Below are 18,188 nucleotides of genomic sequence, written 5' to 3'. Positions count from 1 at the left end.
GGCCCCTGTAAAATTGAGGCTGCGAGAAAATGTTAAACAATCTCAAATCGTTGAATATTTTTTAAGCCCCTTAGCTGCTACAAATGTATCAAAAAGGGGATTAACGAAAGGTTAAATAATAATTAAAATTTTTAATGATTATTCGTGAGGATTCGGAGGGATATCGCCGGCAATTCGAGGCAGGTCTACGGTAAAAACAGTGCCTTTTCCGATTTGACTGGACACCGTTATTTCACCTTGATGAAGTTTTGCTATTGATTGTGCGATGCTTAACCCTAATCCACTGCTGGGAGCAGTATCTTTTATTTTCTCACCAATCCGAAAGAACTTATCAAAAAGTCGCGGAAGGTTTTCTTGTTCGATGCCGATACCGGTATCAGCGATGGAAATTCTGATGCGATCAGTTTCAAAATGGGCAACAATATCTATTTTCCCATCCTGCGGCGTGTATTTTATAGCATTATCAATAAGATTTAAAAATAAACGCCGAAGATTTGGTTCATCCGCATTCACCAACGCCGTTGTGTCGGGAACTTGAGCATTGACCGCTATATTCTTTCCCGTGGCTAAAATCTTGGCCTTTTCAAACAACACTATAACAAATTGACTTAAATCCAAAGGCTGTAGCTGCAAATCGTTGGAACGATAATTGACGCGAGTCAACAATAAGAGGTCTTCAATGATCTTAAACATCCGTCGCGTTTCTTCTAAGCTACCGATAATAACTTGCTTATACTCTTCTTTATCCCGTTCCTTTTTTAGGGCAACTTCCGCCTCTCCTCTCATGATTGCGAGAGGCGTTTTTAGCTCATGGGCAATATACGAACTCGATTCGGTGATATAGGCAAAGGCGGCTTCAAGGCGAGAAATCATGTCATTGAAAGCCTTAACTAAAAACTGCGTCTCTTCACCGGCATTCTCGACCTTAACTCTTCTGCTTAAATCCTCATGAGTAATGCCCTCAGCTACCTCGGCAACTTCCTTGATTGGTTTAATAATCTTTCCTATTGAAATCTGGCTCATTAAATAACCCAGCAAAAAAACCGGAGGTAAAGGCATTAAAAGATAACAAATCATTTCAATATTCCGAAAATTGGGACGAAGCAAAAAAAGAACAGTATAATAACCCCCTAAAAATACACTCAATAATATGATGTATAAAAAACTGCGTTTAAAGCTAACGGTTTTGAAACGCATTATTCCTCCCTTATCGTGTAACCTTTACCATGAATGGTATGAATAAGCGGTTTCTTAAAATCTTTATCTATCTTATTACGTAAAAAACTGATAAATACATCAATAACATTGGTGAAACTATCGAAATCCTCATGCCAGACATGCTCAGAAATCGTTGTCCGGGTAACAACATGATTGGCATTAAGCATTAGGTATTCCAGAAGCGCGAATTCCTTACTGCTGAGCTGAATTTCTTTTCCCGCTCTTTTAACGTTATGACGTAATTGGTCTAGTTCTAAATCTCCAATTTTTAAAATGCCAGTCTTATCATCCCTATTCCTTCTTAGTAATGCTCCGATCCTAGCCGAAAGCTCTTCGAAATCAAACGGCTTCGCAAGATAATCATCCGCTCCGGAATTTAATCCTAAAACCTTATCCCTCACCTGATTTTTTGCGGTAAGCATTAAAATGGGCACGTTGATCTTCTTTTTTCTTAACTCTCGGCATATAGTGATCCCGTCTATATGCGGAAGCATGACATCAAGAATAATCAAATCATACGGGTTTATTTCCGCCAGAAACATGGCTTTCTCCCCATCGGTCGCCACATCAACAACATAATTCTCTTCTTTCAGCCCGCGCTCAATAAAATTAGCTATTTTTATTTCATCTTCTACTAATAATATCCGCATTATTTGCTCCTAAGAATTTATTCTTTTAATCGTGCCAAAGCACATTGCAAAACAGAAAAATCTTCCGCATTTGCCAGCACCAATAAAACATCGCCGCCCTCGATCACGGTTGACCCGGACGGAATAACAAATTTGTCGTTGCGCGAAACAAGCATGATCAGGCATTTCACCGGAACATTCAATTCCTTGATCATCTTGCCAATAGCCTCTGAATTATACGGCACGATAACATCCGTCAGTTCCGCGTCAATGCCTTCAACTTTCTCAAATTCTATAGGGTATGCTTTCTTGTCAGGCAAAGGCACATCCAACTTTAGCAGTTTTGAAACCAGAGGAATTGACGTGCCCTGAATAAAAACAGAAGCAATGACAATGAAAAACACGATATTAAAAATTGTCTCGGCCTGAGGAATGCCTGCCGCGAGCGGAAATGTGGCCAAGATGATCGGAACCGAGCCCCTCAATCCTACCCACGAAAGCATGATCTTTTTCGGCACGGCGAATTTAAACGGAAGTAAGCAGAGAAAAACGCTCAAAGGCCGGGCAATAAACATGAGGACAATCGTAACCAGCAACCCTGTTCCAATAAGCGGAACCAAGTGAGAAGGATAAACGAGCAAACCTAAAGTCACGAACATGGCAATTTGGCTGATCCAAGCCAAACCGTCATGAAATTTCATAATGGATTTCTTATTAGGAAATTCCGCCTGCGCTAGACCGAGCCCAGCAAGATAAACCGCAAGGATCCCGTTTCCCTTTAAAAGAACTGCAATAACGTAAGTAAACAAGATCAATGAAATTGTTATAACCGGATAAAGGCCTTCATAATCTAATTTAAGCCGCTTGATAAAGAAAACGATGGCCTTCGCCATTAAATAACCGACAAGCGCCCCCATCCCCATATCCAGAACGAATCTCGGAATCAGCAAAACGAGCCCTGATCCTTTCACGGTCAAAAAACTCAAAAACCCCATTGTCAGAAAAATAGCCATCGGATCATTACTGCCGGACTCGAATTCGAGCAACGGTTTCAATGGCTTCTTCAAACTTATGCGTCTTGATCTTAGAATAGCGAATACGGCGGCGGCGTCTGTAGATGAAACGATAGATCCAAGCAACACACCTTCTAATAGAGAAAATTTGAGGACATAAACAGCAAACAACCCCGTAATAATTGCCGTAACCAATACTCCAAGAGTCGAAAGCACGATCCCCGGGAGAATAATTGGTCTTGTGTCTTTCCAGTTAGTATCAAGCCCGCCTGAAAAGATAATAAATATAAGCGCTAAAATACCGATCTGTTTTGCCAGTTGAGCATTATCAAAATTTATATTGCCGATCCCTTCCGATCCGGCAAGCATCCCAACCGCCAAAAATAACAACAACACGGGAACCGCGAACTTGTCCGATATCTTGCTCGAAACAACGCTCACGAACATTAAAACCGAAGCCCATAATAAAATAGTTTCAAATGCCATAAGTGAATTCTGTTTTTACCTTAACCAATTCAATTTTTTTGCATAACTTCTTAATCAATCTGCACCTATCAACGCCTCCGCCAGATCCGCCATGCTGTGTCTATAAGGTAGACAACGGCCAACCGATGGTTCTAATATACACACTCCCCTTTTTGGCTTTATTTTTTTCGTAACCTCTTGATTCGTCAATGTGTTGCACTCTTTTAACACCTCCTCATACATTTGCTGAAATGGCTGGTACAAGCGGACTGAAACCATCTGACCACCATTGATATGTACGGACTCGAATATCAGCTTCAACAGCTCCTTTTTATCCACAATGCCTATCTCTTCTTTGGTCTCATCAAAATTTTCGATCGCCAGCTTAAGAGTCTTTAGATAGGCTTCCGATCGTTCCTTTTCTACGAGTTTTATCTTGCATTTGGCAATCGCCATATTGATTTTTTTCTCTTCTTCCCGCAATGCGGACACCTTCTCCCTATAAAGTTCAGAACCGACAAAATTATCCATGAAGGCATCATTAAGTTTACGCTGCTTCTCCAGATTCAGCTTAAGCTGCTCACTCAACCCATCCAGGTCTTTTCTCACATCTTCGTTATTAAGATAAAGATTAGCCTTAACCAAATTCTCAAGGCGCCCCTGGACAGCATCTTTGTGCGAGAAAATCTTCTGGACTATTTCGAAAATCCTTGGTTCTATATCTTCGGCTTTCACAGGTCTGTTGGAACATCTCACGTGATAAGTGCCCATGCAAGAACATTTGTACCAGCGCTTCCTCTTCTTAAGCCGATGGTTCGACATATTAGATGTTCCTTGGTATCTATAGCCGCATTTCGCGCAATAAAGTATACCTGTCAGGGGATAATCAAGGACATTTATTCTATGCAGAACACCTCTTCGGTTGGATCTTAATTTCGCCTGGACTTCATCAAAATCATCCTGGCAGATTATGGGCTGATGCCTGCCTTGCGCGATCACGACCTTGGAAGGATCATTTCTCACGTATCGATAGCCTTTCCTCGTCAGGGTCCGCTGGTTCGTATCATAATGATTTTGATTCCAAACCAGTTTCCCAAGGTATATGGGATTCTTGAGTATCTTGCATACAAGCGCCGAATTGAACCTACCGCCGGATCTTGTTTTATATTCTTTGAGATAGAGATATTCGGCAATTTGTCCAGAGGTTCTGTTGGCCAGATACATCGTATAAATCAACTTTACAATATTCGTCTCTTCAGGAACCACTTCCAAAAGTTTCTTTTCTTTATTGTAATAATATCCATAGGGAGCATAGCGCGCGCCTTGCCAATTGCCCTGCTGGACCCCTTTGATCATCCCAGGAAAAACTCTCTCCTTGATCCTGTTCCTCTCAAACTCTGCAAAACTACCGAGCTGCTGGAACATAAGCTTCCCGGCGCTCGTAGAAGTATCAAACGGCTCAGTCGCCGACTTATATGCGACCCCGTAACCAGCCAGATCATCAACTATATTGAGCAAATCTTTCAATTTTCTGCTGAAACGGTCAAGCTTATAGGTGATAATCAGTTCAAATCTCTTTTGTCTAGCATCTTCGAGCATTTCGTTCAAGGCTGGACGGTCAATCACGTAACCGCTGACGTCATCGGTATAGACCTTATAAACCTCCCACCCCATGCGTCTGGCATGATCCAAAAGGTACTCCCGTTGGACCTCAATGGAGTAACCTTCCCGGGCCTGATCTTCTGTGCTTACTCTGGTATATATCGCAACTTTCATCTAAATATTCCCACGGGTTAGCCTGGTTATCTCAGCGTATTCCGCCATTTTTTGATATTCTCGATATCTTTCTCCGTAAATACCGGAAAATTGCGATAATCACGCTTCACCTTAACCCAGCCTTTTTTAAACCAATGATAAATGGTCATCCTATGGACGTCTAGAATTTCGGCCGTCTCTTTTATCGTAAATACTTTTTGTCCCTTTATCTTTCTCATGGTGAATGATTATATATCATTATACAAAGTTATTCAAGTAATATTTTTTAATTTCCTTGACGTTTCGGCTTTTTCATCCTGGCATAATTTTTGCAACCGCTTTAAATCGGCTTCAAGTAGAATCTCAAGGACTCTTTTAAAACGATATGCTGAATCATCCAGCCGGATCTTTTTCTCAAGAACCTCGTCCTTATTATCCATATGAGGATTGTCGGTATTTGTCATGACGTTTTGTTTTGTCCTTTTAGCAACAGCCTTGTCAGTCTAAAGAAATCTTTCATCGTTAGAATAACAAAACGTTCCTTCGACAATCTCTCGCCAAATATGATCAGCGGAATACCATTGCCGATGGTAAACCTTTCTTTAATAAAAACTGAATTTTTGTCGTATGACTTTGTCGACTTTTCCACAGAATCCACAGCCCTTTTTTTACTACTAAAAGATCTTTTTATTTCTTTCTTTTAAGTGAGGATAACCTCGCCCCTCTTTTGAGGGTCAGCCTTGTCCTCATCTGCTCCGTTGGGGGGGACATTTTTGTTCCTCGGATCTGGACTTTTCCATAACCTCCAGGATGCATAATCCTTATTGACGGAAAACAGGTTCGTCCGAAAGGAGCTTTCTTTAAAAATGACCTTGTCTTGAACGAGCAATTTCATTGACCTGCGGATGCTACGCTTGTCAACCCCCAGCTCATCTGCAAGACAGCCGTAGCTGATAAATGCACTCGCCTTATTCCATCCATAGGTCCTGCGGATAACAACAAGAATCAGCCTAAGCTCGGTTCCATTGAACGGACATTTGTAAAGAGCGGCCAAAAGATCGTTGTTGATCTTTGTATAAAATCCATCGTTATGATGATAACTTTTTCCCATGAGATATCCGTAAGGCAAATAAAAAGGGCTGGCTCCTGAGTCTCGTCTCAGAAACCAGCCCCTCGGTTTTTCCAATAGGACTGTTTGCTTGCTGAAAACCAAATTGTTAAAATCTAATATACATTATAATGCCGCCTTGTCAAGCTTTTTCATTGAATGTTTTCTTTTTAATCAAACCTTTCTTCACGCCTTCCCTGATCTCCTCTTTAAACGGTGCCGTGTCTATGGATTTCTCCTCCCTTATGGATACAGGCAATCCATCTTCAAAGCTTATCTTAACCGAACCGTAAAATCCCTCCCTGACCAACGAAATCAGGTAATTATGCAATCTAACCATTTATTTATTTGAATTTACATAACCTTTTTGATTACAAGATGTTAAGCATTAAATTGTTTGATTTTTAGGGTTGCTATTGGTCAAAAAATATGCTAAACTCTTGTTAGAGAATATGTTATGATAAAATATCCGTCAAAGAAAAGCGCTGTCCACAAATACTTTGATGCGATGATATAGAGCATAACTTTATGTATCACTTTAAGATAAAGCAATTTTTTTAATCAAAATCTGGAGAACCTTGATGAAACTTAAATACGGAGTTCTGGTGGTCGATGACGATGAAACTCTCGCCCAAGATACCAAGCATTGTCTTGAGCACTATTCAGAGATTGATCTGGAAATAGACATTTGTCTGGATAGCTCCGAAGTCATCTCTTGTCTTAGCAGAAAAAACAAATGTTATGACTTGATCCTCCTGGATATCAAGATGCCGAAATTATCAGGAACGGAGGTCCTTCAGCTTATAAAAAAAGGATTCCCGGATATTCACGTGATCATTATCTCGGCCTACCTCGATGAATACAGCCGCGATGAACTTATCCGGCTGGGAGCATATGCCGTATTTGAAAAACCCTGCGATTACCATAAGGTGAAGGAATACATCAGGCACGCCATTGATGATATCGAAATAACCAACATAAGAATTAAAGGTCTTGACTTAAGGAAGGCCTTATACCAGGTTGCCAAGGAACTGATTTTCAAAGCCTTAAGGCGCAACGATTGGCATCTTGAAAAAACATCAAAAAATCTTAACATCACGCGGTGGTGCCTGGACCGATGGATGAAAAAACTCTATATCAAAAAAACAGGATCTCAAGAACCAGGGAAAGTATAACACGAGTTTCCATCTGGGTATATTTTGCGAAGAATCGGCTCAACCGTCTATGTGCGATAATGCTACGAAGCATGGTTTTCTGGAGCAAATTCGCACGTTATCCCTTTGTCGGAGACTAAACAATGTGGCAGTTCCGCACATGAGACCTGCCTTTAAAAAAATCGGGATTGCTCTTGACAAACCGATGGAAAACCGAAGAACTAATTAGTCGGGGGAAAGCCGTGAGGTATCGCGGGGCTCATAAAATACTATATATGAGGAATCATGGGTTATCTTTAACGCGCTGCTCGATATCGGTAATTTCAGGCTTCTTGTCTTCTTCGGGCTGCCTGTGTTCGGGCCTCTCCTCTGCCAATGGCGGCTGGAAATTCTCTCTTTCGGACTTATAGTCCTCGGTGAGGTTTGAAATAGTTTTGATTTGTTTAGACCAGATGATGAAGAAAACAACCCCCAAGACGCCCAAGAATGCGACAACGGCAATGATCAGTTTCCACGTCAGTATCGGGTAGATTTGTTTGGCTTCGGTCATCAGGGTCTTGGCGGCTTGGAGATCGGCTTTGACTTGATCCAAGAGCTTAAGATTATCCCGGTAATCCGAGATGTAGCCTCCCGGATTCGGATTCACGACCTCCTGCTTATGCTCGATCTCATCGAGTTTCGTCATAATGCTTTCCCGAAGGTAGTTGGCCCGATCGGCATAATCCGTGTCCTGTAAAAGCTTGACCACCTTGTCCACTTCCGACCTGATAGAAGCAAGCTCGTCCTGCGGGATCTTCCAGACGTCTTCCAACTCTATTTCAACCAAAACGGACTCCCGGGGCGCCAAGTCGTAATCCTTATAAAGATAGTAGACGGATTCCTTAGTGTCATAGGCGATATTCAAATCCCCCATCTCCACAATGTTTTCGGGTTTGATCTCTTTGGGCAAATAGGATTTGAAGGGCACTGTCCGCCGTTCTGTCGGCGAAGGATTGACGACAGTCGCCCGCACGACGATGTTGGCTTCAGCAACGGCAGACAAGAGCCAAAAAATAGAAAACAGAACAAAAAATAAAATCTTTGGAATATTATATGTGCGCATCTTCATCCTTCCTGTCATTGTCAACCAATCGATCACTGTCTTTTTTAGCCCCCCGCCCTCTTGTTTATCATGAATACTCAAGCCATGTCTGCACCACGGGTTCTTCTTTGGCCGTATTCTCAATCATCTTCTGATTCAGGAGCATGAGGGCCTTGAGCTCCTGGGTCTTGTTGCGGATGTAGGTGATATTCTGCGACCCTTCCTCGGAAACTTGATAGAGCTTCTCGATGTTCTTCATGTCGGTGGAATTGCTCATCTGATGGACTTTGGCGCTCATGTCCTTGAGGCTGTTATGCAAGGCTTCCAGTTGTTTCGTCGCGCCCGACATATCTGTATCGCCCTTGACCGCTGCCAAGGCCTCAGAAGCCCTTTGGATATTCTGCTCGATGACGTTGAACGCGGCGGAAAATGCCGCCACCTTGTCTTTGATCTCCTGGATCGGCGAAACACTGCCCATGACCGTTGCAAGATCGCTGGATACCTTTTCGATATCCGCCGTGCCTAAACTAATGGTGATGGCGTCGATCGTGCCGTAGGTCGACTCCGAACAGACAATGGCGTAATCTCCCAGCTTCCAGGACGCCGGGAACGTCACGGTGTAGCCGTAAAGACCGGAGGAATATTCCGTCATGTTTGCCGCGACCTTGAGGGCACCCTGGGGATCATAAACGGCGATCGTCGGCGAAACGCCCGGGTATGTCCTATATTGGATGGCGATGGAATCGTTCTGCTTCACCGTCGTCTCATGGTTGAGGATCGCAGACTTCATGGCCGTTTCGACCTTCGACTGGATCTCCGTGGAGGCCGTCGAGATCTTGCTCGGGATGGTCGTCTGCGCCGCCGTCAGGATGCTGGCGGTCTCACTCTTAACTTCCGCGACCTTCGTCTTTACCGCCGACTCCGACGACGCCACCTGGGTCTTGATGTTGGACTCGGCTGTCTGGACCTGCGTCCCCACCGTCACAATCGATGTGTTGAGCGCCGTCAGCTTGCCGCTCAAGGTCTCGCCTTCGGCCAGACCCAGCTTGCTGATGATCTCCTGGGCCAGCTTTTGCGTGATCGTCACGGTGAAGGTCGTTCCGGCTTCATATGAATTGGAGCTCCCGTCGGCCCCGCCGTAATGGATGGTGCATTTGGCAAAATACGTCTTGCCTGCGACAAGCACCTGGCCGAATTCATTAGTGGCCGCCAAAACATCTGTGACGGTCTTGACATACGTTCCGTTGGTGAAATCCTCCGGATCGGGCGCATCCAAAGAAACCGTATTGAGCCACTTTTGACCCGTTTCGTCATACACCTGGACCGTTGCCGTATTGGCGCCGTAACCCAGCTTGTTCGGCGCGGTATTGTAGATGATCTTGCCCCTGCGCTCCAGCCAGAGGCGGATCGCCAAGTCCTCATTGTCTTCGTCGTAGACGAAGCTGGGCATGACGCGGTAGTCCGCCGTGGACTCGGCGATCGAAGTCATATAGACGGTCATATTGACGACGTTATCGTAGGTGCCGTCCAAGCCGTCAGCCAGGCAATCGATTTCTTTTTCGGCCGTTGTTTCCACATAGAGGTCTTTGCTGAACGTAAAATTATAGGTGCCGTAACCGAGCGACCCTTCGCCGGAGAGCGTGAACGGGCTGTTCGTCGGGGTCTCGGGGATAAGGGTGACGCCCGTGCCGGCGTTCGTAACGCTGTAGGTAAATTCCGAAAGATCGGTCGCGTTGACGGAATCCTTGAGGTTGACGACAATGGTATATTTCTCATCGACCGTGACGGTGTTGCAGGCGGAGGAATTCGACACGCCCGAGGCCGAAGCCACGAGCGTCACATAACCGGGGTAGCCGGCGCACGTCACGTAATAATTCGAGAAGGTCGCCAGGCCGTCGACGGCGGTGACCGTCGATGTCGCGCCCGTACCCGTCGTGCCGCCTGTCGGCGTCACCGAGACATCGACATTGGAAGAAGCGGTGTTGCCGTAAGCGTCGGAAACAGCCACGACAAAATCTTTCCACGGCGCATTGGCTACCGCCTTGGTCTTCGGCTGGGTGCTCCAAGCCAGGGTAGCCGCCGAGCCGCCGGCCACAATCACGGCCAGGCGGTCCTGGCCGGTTGTCGTCAGGGCCGGATCGCTGTCGTCTGTAGCTGTAATATAGGCGGTCTCCGCCTTATAAAGAACCATCGTGATAGTCGAGGTATTGACACCCCCGACGAAACGGACAGGTGTCAGCGTCCCGAATTCCGTCGGGCCGCCGCCCAGATCGGTGGCTGTCGGCACATTGCCCAGAATGGAGGTCTCGGCGCCGCTGAAGACGATATTTTTGACCTGATCGGGATGATAGTCCTTGTCGACGTTGTTATTGGTGTCCGTGGCCGCAATCGTGATCACGGCGCTTTCTCCCGCATTAACGTTGATGGACGTTTCGCCGGCGGACCCCCTGACCCTCAGCTTCGTGGCCACAACCGCCAGGGTGGCGTTGTGCGTCAGCGCGGCCGCCGAGGCAAACAGGGAAGTCGCCGGCACATTCATCGTCACGTCGTCATTGACGTCTGTGCTGAATGCGAAGATTTTACCGTCCGCGCCTTCAGGAAGAGTGGACTTGACGACGATGCTCAAGGTATATGTCTTATTCGAGCCGTTGGGCACCGAGAAGACCGTGCTGTCGCCGGAACCGAAGGTAATCGTATTGGCCGCGACCGTCCCTAGGATATTGACCGTCCCGTCGCTCAAGTAAGCGGCCGAGATATAATCCCTCCAATCGCCTGTTGTATCCGACGCTGTCACGCGATTCACGACGACTTTTTTGATATCGCCGGCGTAGCCGTCGGCGCCGGCATCCGTCGCTTTGAAGCCGAAGACCGCCACCTTTGTCGCCGAAGAGTTCGCAATGGAAGAAACCGTATCCGAGATGCCGCTTGTCACCTGCGTCGCGGTGATCTCTTCTAAGGTCGCAACGGTGATCTTAAAGGAATAGATTGTATCCACCGTGTAGCCGGAAATAGACGCCTGGGCCTCGAGATAAATCTCTTCGGGATAGCTATATTTGACGCCGGCAAACGTAGCCACGCCGTTGGTCGTCGTCAGGGTCAAGCCGGAGGTCGAGGTCAGAGAACCGTTGGCAGGAGCTGTGTAGCTTCCGGTCGTGGTGGATGCGCGCAGGGTGATCTGGCCTGTGACACTCGAACAGGCATTGCCGTACTGGTCGGAGATCGCGATCTGCGGCTGTGCCGCGAACGCCACATTGGTGGTCGCAGTGATCGACGGCTGCTGGGCAAACCTGAGCTTGTTGACCACGGCCGCGTTGACGACGAGCGAGTTGGACGCCGCGTTGGTGCCGGTCAGGGCCGCCATGGAGGCCGTGATCGTCGTCGTCTGGGCGCGGTAGAGCGTCGCCGACAGCGGCGCCGTCGTCGACTGGCCGTTGGTGAAGGAGACCAGGGTCGTGTATTCATCCACGCCCGACTCGGGGCCGTTGGCCGTGCCGCTCAAGGTGTAGGTGATCGTGCGGTTGGAGGCGGTGTAGGCGGTGGCGCCGTTGGCCCCGTCGCAGATATTGTCGTAGACGTCGACGACGTCCAAGGTCGTGTCGAAGTTAAACGAGATGCCGGCCACGACCGGGGTGGGGAGCGCCGCATGGAACTTCATGTGGTCGGCCGCGTTGTGGCGCACGACGAGATTGAGGGCCTGCTCGTCCGACGTCGCGACACTGCCCGAGGTCGCCTTGATCACGGCGGTCTGGGCACCGTAGGCCTTGAAGGTGGTTGTCGCAACACTGTTGGTGAATGCCAAAGATGTCACCGCGCCGAAAGCAATGTCTGTACCGGAGGCATTGGAACAGGTTGCCGCGGCCGTCGAAGGCGACGGTGAAGCTGCCGCACCCGAGAAAATAATATCCAGGGAGCCGGTGTATTGCGTCGGGTTGTCGTAGGCATCATAGGCAGTGATGGTGATGGCGCGGGAACCGCCCGCGGTCATGGCTGAGGTATCCGAGGCCGAGACAACGAAGTGATGCATGGAGGCCGGCACGACCGAGAAGGTCACCGAGCTCGTGCGGTAGCTGGCGTTCAAGATGGTACTCGTGGTCGTGACGGTCGCCTGGATGCCGGAGACCACCACCGTGTGCTTGTAGTAAAAGACCGCTGTTGACGCCCCTTCTGTTACGGTTGCCGTCGTGATCTCATTGCCTGCTGTGCATGCCGCGTCGCTGTAGAATGTCCCTGTGGAGGCCGGTGTTGTCGTCAAATTAAACAGGATGCTTTGGCCTGTCGAAAGCGGACTCAGGTTATCGTTCTGGTCTTTGATCGAGATTGTGAAAGCGCTTGAGGCGGCACCCGCATTGACCGAGGTCGGACCCGTCAAAATGACCTTATAGGGCACAGCCGGTTGCGCCGCTACCGTAAAGTCGGCTGTCAGAAGCGCACCTCCCAGAACCTGGTAGCTGGCGCGCACGACATAGTTGCCGGTCTTGTTGCCCAGGGTCAACGTCACAGAAGCCTGGCCGGAGCTGTTGGTCACGGCCGAAGCGGCCGAGAGCGACTGGCCTGTAGCGCCTGTCGGCGCGGATTGGATCGTGAAGTTGACCGTCTCGTTGGAAATCCCCGCGCCGGATTCATTGACAAGCTTGATGACAAAGGGATCAGCCGTCTCGCCGACATTCTTGGTCTGGCTGTCGCCTGAAACCTTCTGTAGAGCCGTCGGCGCGCTGGCGGTCGCGGTAAACGTGACAGGCGAGCCTGAGAGCGCGGCGTTGGTCGCCTGCACCTGGTAGGTGCCTGCGGCCGCACCCAAAGTCAGGATGGTTGAGGCTTCGCCCGAGCTATTGGTCACGCCCGAGGCCGCCGAGAGCGAACATCCGCCGCCACCCGTCGGATAACTTGAGATGGAAAACGCGATGTTTGCGCCGGACGCCGCATTGGTATAGGCGTCGCGCGCGGTCACGACAAAAGCCGCCAGAGCCTTATTGATGACGCCCGACTGACTATTGCCGCTCGTCAACTCTACCGAAGACGCCGAAGCCGCCGCCACGCTCGCTGTATATGGAAAATAACTCAAGCCTGTTTCAGAAACGTAAAGATCAGCTGTTTCCAACTTATAGGGTGTCACCGTCACAGGTGAAACGCCGCTGGCGAATAAGATGCTCTGCGGCACGCCGAATTCATAGCTTGTGTTGACCTTGGGGGTATTGCCGGCAACCGACGAGAGACCGTAAAAAGCCAGGCTATACACACCCGAGTGATCCTTGTCGATATTCCTGTTGGCGTCCGTTGCCCTGATCCGCAGGTTTTTGGCTGTCCCGGCTGTCGCCGTGCCGGAAGTCGCATCATCGGACTGGTTGACGATTTCCAGATATGTCGCCGTCACCGCAATCGTTCCCGTCACGAGGGACACCGCTGCGTCATTCGAAGCCTTCATTCTGGACGAAGTCCCCAGATCTACGCCGATTTTGTCGTTGTCGGTTATAAATGTATAAGTTTGCCCGTCTGTTGCCGTTAATTTAGAGTTCTTCATATAGACGGCAACGGTGTATTCCACCGAGGAGCCGTCGGGCACGATGTCGATGGTCGCGGACGAGTCCGCATTCGGAGTCGCACCGAAGGTGATGGTCGAATTGGTGATGGCTGCCCCTGTGGCCGTGACCAGAGGATCCGTGACCCCTGCCTTATACAGGCCGGCCCAGGCGATGTCGGAGGCGGCCGCCCCGCCCGTGCCTCCGATTGCAATCTGGACCTGATCAATAAGTGTCGGAGTCAGGTCTGAGCCTTTATCCGTCACCTTGAACTTGAGAACGTTGAATTTTTCGGCCAGGGTGTCATTGACAGGATCGAGGTTGAAGCTGGCGACCGGCGCAGACGAGGCTTCAACCGCAGAAGTCTGTGCCGCAGAAAAAGTAATGCCATTGGAAAAAGTAAACAATGACGAAAAAGAAGCAAAGAGATAGATCGTCCCTGTCGTGTCGTACTTGACGCCGGAGAATGTGGCCGCGCCGTTGACGGCGGCAATCGCGTTACCTGTCTGATCTGAAGAGAGCGTCCCGCTTGCCGGAAGGAAGCTCGTATTACTCGTCGAGGCATACAGGGTGATGGTATATGTATCGGCCGTCTGGTTGCCGTATGTGTCCCGGATGGACACGATAGGCTGTTGCGTCAATGCGGCATTGATAATGGCGGTACTGGAAGGTTGTTGTGAAAAAACCAGTTTGGATGAGCTTGCCGGGTTGATTATTGTAGTGAGTTTGAAATCATCCGTGATGACCGAGCCTTCGGTCGCGGCGATCATGGCCTCCGAGCCGGACAAGGCCTTGCAATAAAGGATCAGGGTGCTTGAGGCCTCGCCGCGCGTGAAGGTCAGGCTTGTGGCCGTGCCGAAGGCGATGTCGCTGCTGGAGGCGTCGCGGGCGGTCGGCGCATTGCCGTCAGGTGAGACATCGGAGCCGGCGAACGTGACGCTCTTGGAACCCGTGTAGGCCGGGGTGCGATAGCCGGAGCTGTCATAGGCCTTGAGAATAATGTCTTTGGTGCCGCCGGCGGTGACAGTCGTCGAACTCGAACCGGCGGAAGTCGTGACGTGGAACTTGGTCGCGGTGACCGTATTGGCCGTATACGTCGTCGTCTGCATGCCGGTCGAAACAGCCGTCACAGAGTTGGGTGTGGCCGCCATATCGGTGATGCCCGAGGAGGTCATGGTCAGATAGCTGTCGGATTTATCGGTCTGGCGGCAGATGCCGGCCGTGTCGGTCAGGGTATTAAAGTCCGTCGTCGAGAAGGTCACGACGATCGAGGTGCCGTTGGAGCTTGCAGTCGCAGAATCGGTCAGCGCATATGTCACAGTTGGAGAACTGGCTGTGTTCTGCAGCGTGAAGGCCGAGGCCGTGAAGCTGGAGGCCTTGACCACTTCGCTGAAGTTGAGCGTCAACTGGTGGGTGTTCAAGTTCAGCACCCAGCTACTCAACGTGGGCGCGGTCGTATCGGCGGTGTAGCTTGTGACCTGGCGGGCCGCTCCATCAGCTATTGGCGTGACGGTGTTGGCGTAAGGGTCTGCAATGGCCGATGAGGTCAGGCGCAGGTAGCTGTTGGCAGCAGACTTGCCTAACCCTGAGATGAACTTGATGGCGTTTAAGTCCGTCGTCGATAAGGTAATGACAATGTCGGCGCCGTTGGGCGACGCGGTCGTCGAGTCGGTCAGAGAATATATCGCGGTCGCGGTCGCCGCGTCCTGGAGCGTGAGCTGTGTCACGTTCAGGCTCGCGGCTGAAACGGTCGTGTCAAAGTGTAAGGTCATCGTGCCTGCGTTCATGTCTAAGTCCCAGGACGACAAGGACGGGCGCAGGACCGTATCGGCCGCCACAGCCGTATCCTGGTCGATGCGGCCGGTGGATGAACCGCTAGCAGACGCTGTCTTGATCTGATAGGTGCCGGTGGAACCTGCGGTCGTGGGCACGCGGATATACGTTAAGGTCAGGGATTCGGCGGCCGCGGCCTGCTGGGTGCCGCCGGAGCGCGTCACCGTCACCACCTGGCCGTTGATGCTGACGGCAAACGAGCCGTCCATGCTGCCGCTTGTGGCGGCGGTCGTGCCGCCGTTACTGATCACGAATCCCGACGGGAAGGTCACTTCGATCTTGCCGTCGGCAGGAATGGGATTGACGGTCGTGAAGCTCACCGTGACGTTGCCGGAGGCGCCTGCATAGAGCGAGGCGGGCTCGACATTGGTCGAGGTCAAGGTACCGCCGTTGGTGATGGTATCTGCTGAAACGGAGTTGTCCGAATCGAAAACAACACCGCTCGCATTCTGGGTTTCAATGGCGTATGTCCCCGTAGAACCCGTGTTATCGGGATTCTTTATATTCGTCAACGTGATGGATTTGGCGCCCGGCACCGATGAGGAACCGCCGCTTCTCGTCACGGTTATCGCTTGTCCGGCGACGCCGACGGAAAAAGAACCGTCGATCCCAGAGGATGAAGAAACAACGGTGGCGCCGCCGGAGCTGAAAGAAAAACCTGCGGGAAAGGTGACCTTGATTTTACCATCCGAAGAAAGAGGGTTTGCGGTGGTAAAGCTTACCGTTACAGTCCCGGTAATGCCGGCCACCAAACCCGCAGGTTCGACATTCGTCCCGGTCAAAGTCCCTCCCGGGATAGCCCAATTGATATTATTGCCGGATGAAACGGAATTATTGGCTGTGATCGTGTTGCCTCCCGAGGCATCCGAGTCCTTGACATCGACGTAATTGACGGCCGTGCTCCCCCCGACGGCCACGCCCCACTGCGTGTCCGTTGTGCCGGAACGAAGACTCAAGAGCTGTCCCGAAGCTCCGCCGAGAGTCAACGTGCCGCCGCTGGCGATCGTCTGGCTAGATGCCGCGGCAAAAGTCAACGTGTCGGCCGAAGATACGGTCTTGGTCAGATTGTAAAATGAGTTATTTCCCGAAATGGTCTGGCCTGTGCCGTCCAGCGTCACCGTGCCCGCCCGGGCCGTGAAGCTTCCTGAATCCGTCCAATTGCCGGCGACGTTCATATTGTAATTATTGGATGTCGCGTCAAGTGTGGCGGATGCGCCGATCGTCAGATTGCCGTTGACGTCGAAGTTATTTGACGGCAGATTGAACGTTGTGGCCGTTCCCGGAGAAAATGTCACATGGTGGTGTGCCTGATTCAGAAGCGTCACAGCCCCTGCAGTCTCATCAGACCTGGGCCCCGTATACACAATCGTAGACACGCTCGGCAGCGTTACCGTCCCTATGCCCGAAAAACTTTTGCCTTCCAACTTCAAGGTGGTGCCTTCACCTACCGTCAACCCTCCTGTATAGAGGGAACCTGCGCCGGTCACGAGCGTCCCGGCCGTAAGAGAAACAGGCCGGGTCGCCTCTATGCTATCCAGATAGACATAGCCGCCTGACGCTGCGATGGCGTTTCCGCTCGACGGAGAGATCCTGAAGCCCGTCCCCGTCGTGCCGGTGTTGCGGTCCGTCGAAGGAACGGTAATCTTCAAATAGTAACTTTCATTGGAAACGTTGGTCAAATCGACATTTTCGGAGAGGCCGGTGGGCCAGTCGTTGTAACACTCGGCTATCGCGGGTTCGCCGCCGAATGTCAGGTCGGTCAGCAAAGCCGCCTGCCAGGTCGTCAGCGTCGTGTAGTCGCCTCCGGCCACCGGACTGGTCCCCAATACGCCCGTCGCATCGCTGCCGAATTGTCCGTAACGGAAAATCTGCTGATTCGTGACCTGGGATATCTGGAAAACGCCGTTAAAAGAAGCCGTACCGCCCGTCCCAAGATCAATGACGATCTTCTGGCCCACCTTAAGGTTATTATTCGGATAAGCAGCGCTTAGAATGACTTCAACGACGTTATTTGTCCGCGAGATCGAGGAGATGGTCGCCCCCGCGCGTATAAAGGCAACGCCTGTTCCCCTTAAAAAGCCCACATTGGCCAAAACAACGGTACTCGACATGGCGCGATAGTCCCAGCCGTCGCCGGAGCCGCCGGCGAAAAGAGTAAATCCCAGCCCGTCGGAACAATTATCGCCGTCCCCGCGGCCGCCCTTATACTGCGCTTGAGCAGGGCTTGCTGCGAAGACGAGCACCGCCAAAAGCGTTATGGTTATAAGGTATGTTTTTCGCATCGTCAGCTCGTTGTTCGTTCCTCGTGTTTCGTGGTTCGTCTCGTGTTCGCTGTCGTTCGTGAACGAACCACGAACCCCGAACCACGCACTCCACCCGCTAACCCGTTCATCTCTCTCATCATTATTCTTTCTTG

General features: G+C 50.4%; 11 protein-coding genes. 1 reads left to right on the top strand and 10 read right to left on the bottom strand.

Translation table 11 applies throughout. From position 1 onward, the window contains the following. Positions 1–138: 138 nt before the first annotated feature. The 8 genes from BU251_RS02750 to BU251_RS02715 all read right to left on the bottom strand — a co-directional run bounded on the left by BU251_RS02750 (position 139) and on the right by BU251_RS02715 (position 6,528). On the bottom strand, positions 139–1,197 hold the full coding sequence (locus BU251_RS02750) for a sensor histidine kinase (protein WP_128699373.1): 1,059 nt from the start codon (positions 1,195–1,197) through the stop codon (positions 139–141). Then, entirely contained in the window at positions 1,197–1,868 is a 672-nt protein-coding gene (locus BU251_RS02745; protein WP_164908834.1) for a response regulator transcription factor, read from the bottom strand. Before BU251_RS02745 ends, BU251_RS02750 begins: the two co-directional genes overlap by 1 nt. A gap of 17 nt (positions 1,869–1,885) precedes the next feature. Then, entirely contained in the window at positions 1,886–3,346 is a 1,461-nt protein-coding gene (locus BU251_RS02740; RefSeq protein ID WP_128699371.1) for a potassium/proton antiporter, read from the bottom strand. 54 nt (positions 3,347–3,400) lie between these two features. Beyond that, a complete protein-coding gene (locus tag BU251_RS02735; protein ID WP_128699370.1) occupies positions 3,401–5,101 on the bottom strand; it encodes a recombinase family protein in 1,701 nt (566 codons plus the stop codon). 26 nt (positions 5,102–5,127) lie between these two features. Beyond that, positions 5,128–5,319, bottom strand: a complete 192-nt coding sequence (locus BU251_RS02730) for a MerR family transcriptional regulator (protein ID WP_128699369.1) — start codon at positions 5,317–5,319, stop codon at positions 5,128–5,130. 33 nt (positions 5,320–5,352) lie between these two features. Beyond that, positions 5,353–5,544, bottom strand: coding sequence for a hypothetical protein (locus tag BU251_RS02725; protein ID WP_128699368.1), 192 nt, complete (start codon positions 5,542–5,544; stop codon positions 5,353–5,355). A 236-nt stretch (positions 5,545–5,780) separates the two neighbouring features. Further along, positions 5,781–6,191 (bottom strand): replication protein, encoded by a 411-nt coding sequence (locus tag BU251_RS02720; RefSeq protein WP_128699367.1) that lies wholly within the window; start codon positions 6,189–6,191, stop codon positions 5,781–5,783. A 139-nt stretch (positions 6,192–6,330) separates the two neighbouring features. After that, on the bottom strand, positions 6,331–6,528 hold the full coding sequence (locus BU251_RS02715) for a hypothetical protein (protein WP_128699366.1): 198 nt from the start codon (positions 6,526–6,528) through the stop codon (positions 6,331–6,333). A 241-nt stretch (positions 6,529–6,769) separates the two neighbouring features. On the opposite strand from BU251_RS02715, the gene BU251_RS02710 reads away from it, so the two are divergent. Then, on the top strand, positions 6,770–7,363 hold the full coding sequence (locus BU251_RS02710) for a response regulator (protein ID WP_128699365.1): 594 nt from the start codon (positions 6,770–6,772) through the stop codon (positions 7,361–7,363). Positions 7,364–7,625: 262 nt separating this feature from the next. Here BU251_RS02710 and BU251_RS02705 read toward each other — a convergent pair whose 3' ends face one another. Together BU251_RS02705 and BU251_RS02700 are read right to left on the bottom strand one after the other, a co-directional pair. Continuing rightward, positions 7,626–8,444 (bottom strand): hypothetical protein, encoded by an 819-nt coding sequence (locus tag BU251_RS02705; protein WP_128699364.1) that lies wholly within the window; start codon positions 8,442–8,444, stop codon positions 7,626–7,628. Positions 8,445–8,511: 67 nt separating this feature from the next. Continuing rightward, on the bottom strand, positions 8,512–18,054 hold the full coding sequence (locus BU251_RS02700; RefSeq protein WP_164908833.1) for a hypothetical protein: 9,543 nt from the start codon (positions 18,052–18,054) through the stop codon (positions 8,512–8,514). Positions 18,055–18,188: the final 134 nt, after the last annotated feature.

This window comes from Candidatus Velamenicoccus archaeovorus, from assembly GCF_004102945.1.
GTDB lineage: Bacteria > Omnitrophota > Gorgyraeia > Velamenicoccales > Velamenicoccaceae > Velamenicoccus > Velamenicoccus archaeovorus.
The sequence above is the reverse complement of the archived record's forward strand: the minus strand, read 5'-3'. Positions and strand labels throughout refer to the sequence as shown.

Coding starts and splice junctions, on each gene's coding strand:
- BU251_RS02750 (WP_128699373.1), bottom strand. CDS start 1,197: ATGCGTTTCAAAACCGTTAGCTTTAAACGCAGTTTTTTATACATCATA.
- BU251_RS02745 (WP_164908834.1), bottom strand. CDS start 1,868: ATGCGGATATTATTAGTAGAAGATGAAATAAAAATAGCTAATTTTATT.
- BU251_RS02740 (WP_128699371.1), bottom strand. CDS start 3,346: ATGGCATTTGAAACTATTTTATTATGGGCTTCGGTTTTAATGTTCGTG.
- BU251_RS02735 (WP_128699370.1), bottom strand. CDS start 5,101: ATGAAAGTTGCGATATATACCAGAGTAAGCACAGAAGATCAGGCCCGG.
- BU251_RS02730 (WP_128699369.1), bottom strand. CDS start 5,319: ATGAGAAAGATAAAGGGACAAAAAGTATTTACGATAAAAGAGACGGCC.
- BU251_RS02725 (WP_128699368.1), bottom strand. CDS start 5,544: ATGACAAATACCGACAATCCTCATATGGATAATAAGGACGAGGTTCTT.
- BU251_RS02720 (WP_128699367.1), bottom strand. CDS start 6,191: ATGGGAAAAAGTTATCATCATAACGATGGATTTTATACAAAGATCAAC.
- BU251_RS02715 (WP_128699366.1), bottom strand. CDS start 6,528: ATGGTTAGATTGCATAATTACCTGATTTCGTTGGTCAGGGAGGGATTT.
- BU251_RS02710 (WP_128699365.1), top strand. CDS start 6,770: ATGAAACTTAAATACGGAGTTCTGGTGGTCGATGACGATGAAACTCTC.
- BU251_RS02705 (WP_128699364.1), bottom strand. CDS start 8,444: ATGCGCACATATAATATTCCAAAGATTTTATTTTTTGTTCTGTTTTCT.
- BU251_RS02700 (WP_164908833.1), bottom strand. CDS start 18,054: ATGCGAAAAACATACCTTATAACCATAACGCTTTTGGCGGTGCTCGTC.